General features: G+C 68.2%; 1 protein-coding gene (cut by a window edge). It reads left to right on the top strand.

Translation table 11 applies throughout. The features are described from left to right. On the top strand, positions 1 to 9,882 hold part of the coding region annotated (locus tag B1964_RS17560; RefSeq protein ID WP_079930665.1) for a non-ribosomal peptide synthetase (this coding region is incomplete at its 5' end). 19,912 nt of the annotated region lie beyond the right edge of the window; 9,882 of 29,794 annotated nt are visible.

The following is a 9,882-nucleotide window of genomic DNA, read 5'->3' as shown; positions in this document are numbered from 1 at the left end:
CGGCTGGTCGTCGCCGCTGATCCTCGCCGACCTCTTCGCGATCTACACCACCGGCCGCGCCTACACCGCCACGGCGACCGAGCACACCGCCGACTACGCCGACTACCTGCGCCACATCAGCCGTGCCGACACCGCTGCCGGCCTGGCGGCCTGGCGATCGGTTCTCGACAGCGTCGTCGATCCGACTCTGCTCGCACCACGCCTCGAGGCCACCACCGAGATGCGCCCCCGCGATCACAGCCTGCTCCTCGACGCCGAATTGAGCACGGCCATCGACGAACTGACCCGCTCGCGCGGGGTGACCGTCTCCACGGTCATGCAATTCGCCTGGGCCGCACTGTTGTCGCGGATCACCGGCGAGCAGGTCGTGGTCTTCGGTGAGACCGTTTCGGGTCGTCCGGCCGATCTCGACGGTGTGGAGATGATGGTTGGGTTGTTCATCAACACGCTGCCCGCGGTGGTCGACGTCGATCCCGACGTGTCGATGGCGCACATTCTCGACACGATCCAGTCGAGCAAGATCGCAGTCCTCGACCACCAGCACATCGGCCTGCCGGACCTGGCCGCGCTGGTCGGCAAGGGGCCGCTGTTCGACACCCTCACCGTGCACGAGTCCTACCCGGTGAATGCCGAATCACTCACCGGCGCAGGCGCTGTCGGAGGCATCGGAATCAAGGACCTGAGCGCCTCCGACGCCACCCAGTATCCACTCAACCTCGTCAGCGGCGTCATCGGCGATCGGATCGAACTCAAGCTCAAGTACCTTCCTGCCGCATTCGACGCGCAACAGGTGCAGGTTTTCGCCGACATTCTCGTCCGGGTGTTGCGTGGTCTGGTGGCGGATCCGGGTGCGTCGGTGTCGTCGGTGTCATTGGTGGATGAGGACGCCTACCGCGGGTCGTTGGTGGCTCCGGTGGTGGAGTCGGTGCATGCGGGTTGTTCGTTGGTGGAGTTGTTCGCCGATTCCGTGGGGCGGTTCGGTGGTCGTGGGGCGGTGTCGGCGGGGTCGGTGACGCTGTCGTATGGGGAGTTGGGTGAGCGGTCGGCTGCGGTGGCGGCGGGGTTGCGGGCTCGTGGTGTGGGTGCGGGGGACTTGGTGGCGGTGGCGCCGTCGCGGTCGGTGGATCTGGTGGCGGCGATCGTGGGTGTGTTGCGGGTGGGTGCGGGGTATTTGCCGTTGGATGTGAGTAATCCGGTGGATCGGTTGCGGTTCATCGTGGAGGATGCGTCGCCGCGGGTGGTGGTGACCGATGAGGTGTCGTCGGGGTTGGGGTTGTGGGGTGAGCTCGGCGCTGGTGTGGATGTGGTGACGGTGGAGTCGCTGGCCGCGTCGGGTGCGGGTGGTGGGGTTGATGATGTTGTGGTGCATCCGGATTCGCGTGCGTATGTGATTTATACGTCGGGGTCGACGGGTCGGCCGAAGGGGGTGGAGGTCACTCATCGTGATGTGGTGACGTTGATGGATTCGGCTGCGGGTGATTTCGAGTTCCGGGCTGATGATGTGTGGACGATGTTCCATTCGTATGCGTTCGATTTCTCGGTGTGGGAGTTGTGGGGGCCGTTGCTTTCTGGTGGCCGTCTGGTGGTGGTGGACCGTGAGGTGGCGCGGGTTCCTGAGGAGTTCGTGCGGTTGGTTGCGGTCGAGGGTGTGACGGTGTTGAGTCTGACGCCGTCGGCGTTTTATCAAGTGGCGCAGGCGCGTCGGCGGGTGCCGGGGTTGTCGTTGGGGTTGCGGTATGTGGTGTTCGGTGGGGAGGCGTTGAGTTTCGAGCAGGTGCGTCGGTGGTTTGATGACAATCCTGCCGATGATGCGCGGTTGGTGAATATGTACGGGATCACCGAGACGACGGTGCATGTGAGTTTCCGGCCGTTGGATCGTGCGGTGGTGTCGGCGGGGGATGCGTCATACATCGGTCGTCCGTTGGTGTCGTTGGGGATTCATGTGCTCGATGAGCGGTTGCGTCCGGTGCCCGACGGCGTGGTCGGCGAGATGTATGTGGTGGGTGGGCAGTTGGCGCAGGGGTATCTGCGGCGGTCGGGGTTGACCTCGACGCGGTTCGTGGCGTCGCCGTTCGGTCCGGTAGGTGCGCGGATGTATCGGACGGGTGATCTGGCGCGCCGGGTGGCCGGGGACATCGAGTATGTGGGTCGTGGTGACGCGCAGGTGCAGTTGCGTGGGTACCGGATCGAGTTCGGGGAGATCGAGGCCGCGTTGTTGTCGGTGCCGGGTGTGGGTGCGGCGGCGGCGCGGGTGGTGGAGTTGCCGGGTCGTGGTGAGCAGCTCGTCGGGTATGTGGTCGGTGAGCCGGGTTCGGTGGTCGAGGCCGCGCAGGTGCGTGCGGCGGTGGCTCGGGTGGTGCCGGGTTACATGGTGCCGGACTTGGTGGTTGAGGTGGCCGGGCTGCCGTTGACGGCGAACGGCAAGTTGGATCGTGGGGCGTTGCCGTTGCCGGAGGCCGAGGTGTCGGTCGGTGAGGTGGTGGCGCCCGCGACGGCAGACGAGGCTCGGGTTGCTGCGGTGTTCGCCGAGATCCTCGGTGTCGACGAGGTGGGGGTGACCGCGAGTTTCTTTGATTTGGGCGGCAATTCCTTGTCGGCGACACGGTTGGCGGCGCGGACGGCGGATGCGTTGGGTGTGTCGGTGTCGGTGCGTGACATCTTCGATGCCCCCACGGTTCGCGAGCTTCTCGCGCGCACGCGTGGACATGCGCGCGCACTACCGCCGGTCACCGCGGTCACGCCACGGCCGGAACGTATCCCGCTGTCCTTTGCCCAGCGACGGATCTGGTTCATCAACCGATTCGAACCCGACGCGCCCACCTACAACATCCCGATCCTGTTGCGCGTCACGGGCGGACTCGATCGCCCGGCACTGCGCGCCGCCATCGGTGACGTCGTCGCCCGACACGAGATCCTGCGCACCACCTTCCCCGACGCCGACGGCACACCGCACCAGGTGATCCACCCGGTGGAGTCCATCGACGCCATGCTCGACTGGGCCGAGGTGACGACCTCCGAAGGGCTCGAATCGGCCGCAACAGCGGGATTCCGCCTCGGCGAGGCGCTCCCGCTGCGAATCCGCGTTCTCCGGGAGGCCTCCGAGGCTCCCTCCGACATCGTCGCCCTGATCCTGCACCACGTCGCGGCCGACGGGGAATCGATGGCCCCTCTGGTCTCCGATCTGCTGGCGGCCTATCACGCCCGCACGGACGGACGACGCCCTGAGTTCGATGCTCTGCCGGTGCAATTCGCCGACTTCGCACTGTGGCAGCACCGGGTGCTCGGCGACGCCACCGATCCCGGCTCGGTACTCGGCACTCAACTCGACTACTGGACAACACAATTGCGGGGCTTGGCCCCGGTCCTGGACCTGCCCACCGATCGGCCACGTCCGGCGATCGCCTCACATCGCGGTGCGCGGGCAGACTTCGAGATCCCCGCCACGCTCACCCGCGACATCGCACACCTCGCTACCGCAGCCGGCGTGACACCGTTCATGGTGGTTCACGCCGCGCTCGCGGTGCTGCTGTCCCGTCTGGCCGGCACGGACGACGTCGCGATCGCCACACCGGTCGCCGGTCGCGGCAGCCGCGATCTCGACCTCCTCGTCGGGATGTTCGTCAACACCCTCGTGCTGCGCACCCGAGTCGACGGCACCGCGGACTTCCGTGCGCTTCTCGACGACGTTCGCATCACCGACCTCGACGCCTTCGCCAACGCCGAGCTCCCGTTCGAGACGCTGGTCGAAGCGCTGGACCCGGTGCGCTCCGAAGCTTTCGCGCCCCTCGCGCAGGTCATGCTGAGCTTCGATCAAGCGGTGGCCGGCATGGCCGGCGACGCAACTGCCGGAGGTGCACCGGCAGCCGGCGAGGTCGCGGGCCTGACCGTGACGCCACTGGCCGCACCGTCGGTGCCGGCCCAGGTAGACCTCACGGTGACCCTGGCGAGCAGCGTCGCGGGACAACCATGGTCGGGGTCGGTGCTCTACGCCACCGACCTCTTCGACGCCACGACGATCGCCGCCTTCACCGACATGTTCGTGCGTGTGCTGTCGGCGTTGGCCGCCGACCCCGACACTGCCGTCAACGATGCCTCGCTGATCGCCCCCGACGTCGCCGAACAGGTGGGCCGCTGGTCCGTCGGCGCACCAACGGCGCCGGTGTACAAGACGATCCCGACACAGATCGGCGAGACCGTACGCCGAGCCCCCGACGCCGTGGCGCTCATCAGTGGAGCGCGGCACCTGACCTACGGTGAGTTCGGTGCCCGTGTCCGAGATCTCGCCCTACGCCTCATCGATGAGGGCGTCGGACCGGATACCGCTGTGGCGGTGAGTATTCCACGCTCGGAAGAGATGATGATCGCCGTGCACGCCGTCCTCGCGGCAGGTGGACAGTATGTACCGATCGATGTCGAGGCACCGGCCGCGCGGATCACGGCGATGGTCCACTCCGCTGCCATCGCCGTCGCACTGGTCTCGGCCACGACCACGACCCTGGCCGCCACCGCGCCGGAACTCGGCCTGACCATCCTCGTCGTCGACGCCGAATCCGACTGTGGTGACGACTATTCCGCCATCGCCGATCACGAGCGTCGTGCCCCGTTGCGCGGCACCAACGCCGCCTACACTCTCTTCACCTCCGGCTCCACCGGCACCCCCAAGGGTGTGACGGTGTCCCACGACGCGATCGCCAATCGACTCGAGTGGATGCAGGACCTGTACCGGTTGACCGCCGCCGACGTGGTGCTGCAGAAGACGCCATACACCTTCGACGTGTCGGTATGGGAATTGGTGTGGCCGTTGCTCCACGGGGCGCCATTGGTGCTCGCCGAGCCGGGCCGACACGGCGACGCCGACCACCTCGCGGCGCTCATCACCGAGCACGCCGTCACCGTCACCCACTTCGTCCCATCGATGTTGTCGGCGTTCCTCGATGCCCTCGGCACCCGCGTCGGATACCTGACGTCGCTGCGGCTGGTCTTCACCTCGGGTGAGGCCCTCGGCGCGGCGTCCGCCCACACCCTGCTGACCCTGCTCGACCGAGTCGAACTCCACAACCTCTACGGGCCGACCGAGGCTGCCGTCGACGTCACCGAACATCGGGTTCGGTTGACCGACACCGTGATCCCCATCGGCTGCCCCGTCGCCGGAACCACCACCCACGTGCTCGACGATCGACTCCACCCGGTACCGCCGAAGGTGGTCGGGGAGTTGTATCTCGGTGGGGTGCAGGTGGCCCGGGGATATGCCGGACGCCCCGAGTTGAGCGCGGAACGTTTTGTCGCCGACCCGTTCGGACCAGCCGGTGCCCGTCTGTACCGCACCGGTGACCGGGTGGTGTGGAACGCCGATGGCGAACTCGAATACCTGGGCCGCACCGACTTCCAGGTCAAGCTGCGCGGTCAGCGCCTCGAACTCGGCGAGATCGAGGCCGTCCTCGTTGGCGTACCGGGCGTTGTCCACGCTGCCGTCACGGTGGCGCACACCGCTGCGGGGGAACAACTCGTCGCCTATCTCGCACCCCGCAACGCCGACCTCGCCGCCGCGCAGTCCGCGGTACGCGCCGCCCTGCCCGAGTACATGCGGCCCACCACCTGGATGGTGCTCGAACAGATGCCGCTCGGCAGTGCGGGCAAGGTCGATCGTCGCGCGCTGCCGCAGCCGCAGGCGCACACCGCCGAATACATCGCACCCACCTCCGACCGCGAGATGGTCGCGGCGCAGGTATTCGCCGATGTCCTCGGCGTCGAGCGCGTCGGCCTGGCCGACTCCTTCTTCGACGTCGGCGGCAACTCACTGGCAGCGATGCGGGTGGCCGCGCGCCTCGGTGAGGCACTCGGGGTCGAGGTGTCGGTCCGCGACGTCTTCGACACGCCCGTCCTCGGTGATCTCGTTGCGGCGCTCAGTGATCGGCCGGCTGGACTGTCGAAGCTCCGCCCGGTGACACCCCGCCCGGAAGTGATTCCGCTGTCGTTCGCACAGCAGCGTATCTGGTTCATCAACCAGTTCGACGTCACCTCACCCGCCTACAACATCCCGGTCGTGCTACGTCTCTCCGGTCCGCTCGACGTCACGGCGCTGCGCGCAGCTGTCGTCGATGTCGTGATCCGCCACGAGATCCTGCGCACCACCTTCGAGTCCGTCTCGGGGGGAGCGCCGGAACAGATCATCCACCCGCCGGAGTCGGTGGAACACACCCTCGATTTCGCCGTGGTCGGCACGGCAGCGGACCTCGAGGACGCGGTGCGGTCCGGGTTCGACGTGACCCGGCAGTGGCCGATCCGGGTGCGGATCGCCGCCACCGGCCCCGGCGAACACCTCATGGCACTGGTCCTCCACCACATCGCCGCCGACGGGGAATCGTTGTCGCCGTTGCTCGGTGACCTGATCGCGGCCTACTCGATCAACGGGGACGGCTCCGCCGTCGGGGTCAACGGGGACGGCTCCGCCGTCGGGACACGTCCCGCGCTGCCGGTGCAGTTCGCCGACGTCGCCCTCTGGCAACGCGATGCGTTGGGTGCGGTCGACGACCCCGATTCGGTACTCGGACGCCAACTGGCCTACTGGTCCGAGCACCTCGCGGGTCTACCCGAGGTACTCGACCTACCCGCCGATCGTGCGCGTCCGTCGATCGCGAGCCAGCGTGGCGCACGCCTGGGCTTCGAGGTCCCGGCGCCGGTGGCCGAACGGATCGCCGCAGTCGCGCAGCGTCACAACGCCACCGCGTTCATGGTCGTGCACTCCGCTCTTGCCGCACTCATGGCGCGACTGACCGCGACCGACGACATCGCGGTGGCCACTCCCATCGCCGGTCGCGGTGACCGTCTGCTCGACGATCTCGTCGGGATGTTCGTCAACACCCTTGTCCTGCGCACCCGGGTGGACGTGCACACCGCTTTGGCCGATCTCCTCGAGCAGGTGCGCGGTACCGACCTCGACGCCTTCGCCCATGCCGACGTGCCCTTCGAGGCGGTCGTCGAAGCGCTCGCCCCGACCCGGTCGGAAGCGTTCGCGCCGCTGGCCCAGGTGATGGTGACCCTCGACGGGGGAGCGGTCCCCGAACTCGCCGCGGCATCGGTCGCCGGGACCGCCGATCTCCGGGTGGAATCTGTTGTTCCCGAGGAAGTTCCGGCCAAGCTGGACCTCACCGTCGGGTTGTCCACCGACGAGCCCGGGCGATCCTGGGCGGGCACGCTGATCTATGCCACCGATCTGTTCGACGAGGCCACGATGGTCGTCTTCGCCGAGCGGTTCGTCCGCCTCCTCGATGCCCTGACCGCCGATCCGTCGCTGCCCATCGCCGATGCCGACTGGATCGGCGGCGACGAGGTGGCCCACGCGCTGGCACTCTCGGCGGGCCCGGTTGTGGCGTACGAGGCCCAGACCGTCGCCGATGCGATCGTCACCCAGATCCTCGCCACCCCCACTGCGGTCGCGGTGCAGATGGCGGATCGGTCGACGACATACGGCGAGTTCGGGATTCGGGTCAGCGAGCTCGCTCGCCGGCTCATCGCCACCGGCGTCGGACCGGGTGTGGCGGTGGGCATTGCCATCGACCGGTCGGTCGAGATGCTCGTCGCCATCCACGCGGTCGTCGCCGCAGGTGCACAGTACGTGCCGATCGACACCGCAGCCCCTGCGGAGCGGGTCGCCAGTATGGTCGACACGGCCCGTGTCGCATTGATTCTCGTCGGAGCGCAGGTTCCGCCCGCGGTCGGTGCGCTCGGCGACGAGGTGTCGACGATCGTCGTCGACACGGCCACCATGCTGGATCCGGACGCGACCTTCACACCGATCACCGACGCCGAGCGACTGCGCCCCCTGCGCACCGACGACGCCCTCTATACCCTGTTCACCTCCGGATCGACCGGGCGTCCCAAGGGCGTGACCGTCTCGCATCGTGCGGTGTACAACCGACTGCGCTGGGGGCTCGACGCCTTCGCGTGGTCGGCAGGCGATCGAATCCTCCAGAAGACGCCCTACACCTTCGACGTCTCGGTGCCGGAGCTGTTCGCGCCGTTGATGTCCGGGGCGACGGTGGTCGTGGCCGAGCCGGGCGGACACGCCGACCCCGTTTACATCGCGGATCTGATCGAGTCGGCCGTGGTGACCTCCGTGCACTTCGTGCCGTCGATGCTGTCGGTGTTCCTCGACGTCGTCGAGCAATCCCAACTGGCCCGATTGACCAGTCTGCGTTGGGCGTTCGCCTCCGGTGAGGCGCTGCCCGCCGCGACCGTGGCGCGGTTGCACCGGGCCATGCCGTGGGTGGAGATCCACAATCTGTTCGGCCCGACCGAAGCCGCGGTCGAGGTGACCGGGGCCGACGTCACCGCGGCGCCCGATGTCATCACCATCGGCACACCCGTGCCGAACACCACCGCCCTGGTGCTCGACGCACGTCTGCGTCCGGTGCCGGCCGGCGTCCCGGGTGAGCTGTATCTCGGTGGCGTGCAGATCGCCGACGGCTACGCACGTGCCGCGGTGCTCACCGCCGAACGCTTCGTCGCCGACCCCTACGGTGCCGCGGGTGCACGGCTGTATCGCACGGGTGATCTCGTGCGCCGCAACGCCTCCGGTGCGATCGAGTACCTCGGCCGCACCGACTTTCAGGTGAAGTTGCGCGGGCAACGCATCGAGCTCGGCGAGATCGAGTCGGTCCTCGTGTCGGCTCCCGGTGTCGTGCATGCTGCGGCTGCGGTGGCCGTCGCGCCGACCGGTGCGCAACACCTGGTGGCCTATCTGTCGCCGGCCTCGGTGGATGTCGGTGACGTGCGTGCGCGCATCGCTGCGGCGCTGCCGGAATACATGCGGCCCACGGTCTGGATGACCGTCGACGAACTCGCCCTCAACAGCGCAGGCAAGCTCGACCGTCGGGCCCTGCCCACCCCGGACTTCGGTGGCACCGAGAACGAGTACGTCGCACCCGAAGGGCCGGTCGAGGAGCAACTCGCCGCCGTCATCGGGGCACTGCTCGGTGTCGAACGAATAAGCGCGACCGAGTCGTTCTTCGCCCTCGGCGGCGACTCGATCATGTCGATCCAGCTGGCCTCGGCGGCACGCGCCGGTGGGCTGACGTTGAGCCCACGCGACATCTTCGAGCATCGAACCGTGCGCGCGATGGCCCGGGCCCTGTCGGCGCAGCGGACCGCCCTGCCCGACCTCACCGACCCCGCCGGTGGCAATCGCGGCGAGGTGCCGATCCCGCCGGTCGTGTCATGGATGCTCGAACTGTCCGACACCCCTGACGATTTCGCCGATTTCTCTCAGTCGATGGTGCTCACCGCGCCTGCCGGCCTGACCGTCGACGACCTGGCTGAACTCCTCGCCGAACTCCTGGCCGTGCACCCGGCGCTGGCGACGCGCCTCGACGTCGTCGACGGCGGTGCGCGGATGACGGTCGGCGTCGACGTGGACTTGCGCACGACGGTCACCGAGACCTCGGTGCCCTCGACCGTCGGCAGCGACGAGTACGCGACCGCGCTCCGCGAGGCACACGCGAGTGCGTCGGCGTCCCTGGACCCGGGTGCCGGTGTCACGCTGGCCGCCCGACTGGTCCACGATCGTGACGGCAATGCCCGCATCGTGCTGGTGCTGCACCACCTTTCGGTCGACGCCGTCTCGTGGCCGATCCTGATCGAAGATCTGGTCACCGCCTGGTCCCAGTGCGCCGGCCGGCGGCCCGTCGAACTGCGCGCCGAGGCCACCTCCGAACGCGGGTGGTACCACCGTCTGGCGCAGTCATCGGCCGACCGCACCGACGAACTCGACCACTGGCTGCAACGTCTCGGACGGGCGACCACGCCGCTCGGCGCGAGCATCGACCGTTCGCGTGACCGGGCTCAAACCACCGTGTCGGTCACCATGGCCGTCGACGCCTCGCT

It is taken from the genome of Gordonia sp. i37, assembly GCF_002043085.1.
GTDB lineage: Bacteria > Actinomycetota > Actinomycetes > Mycobacteriales > Mycobacteriaceae > Gordonia > Gordonia polyisoprenivorans.
Note: the sequence above shows the minus strand (reverse complement) of the source record. Positions and strands in the feature narration are given on the sequence as shown.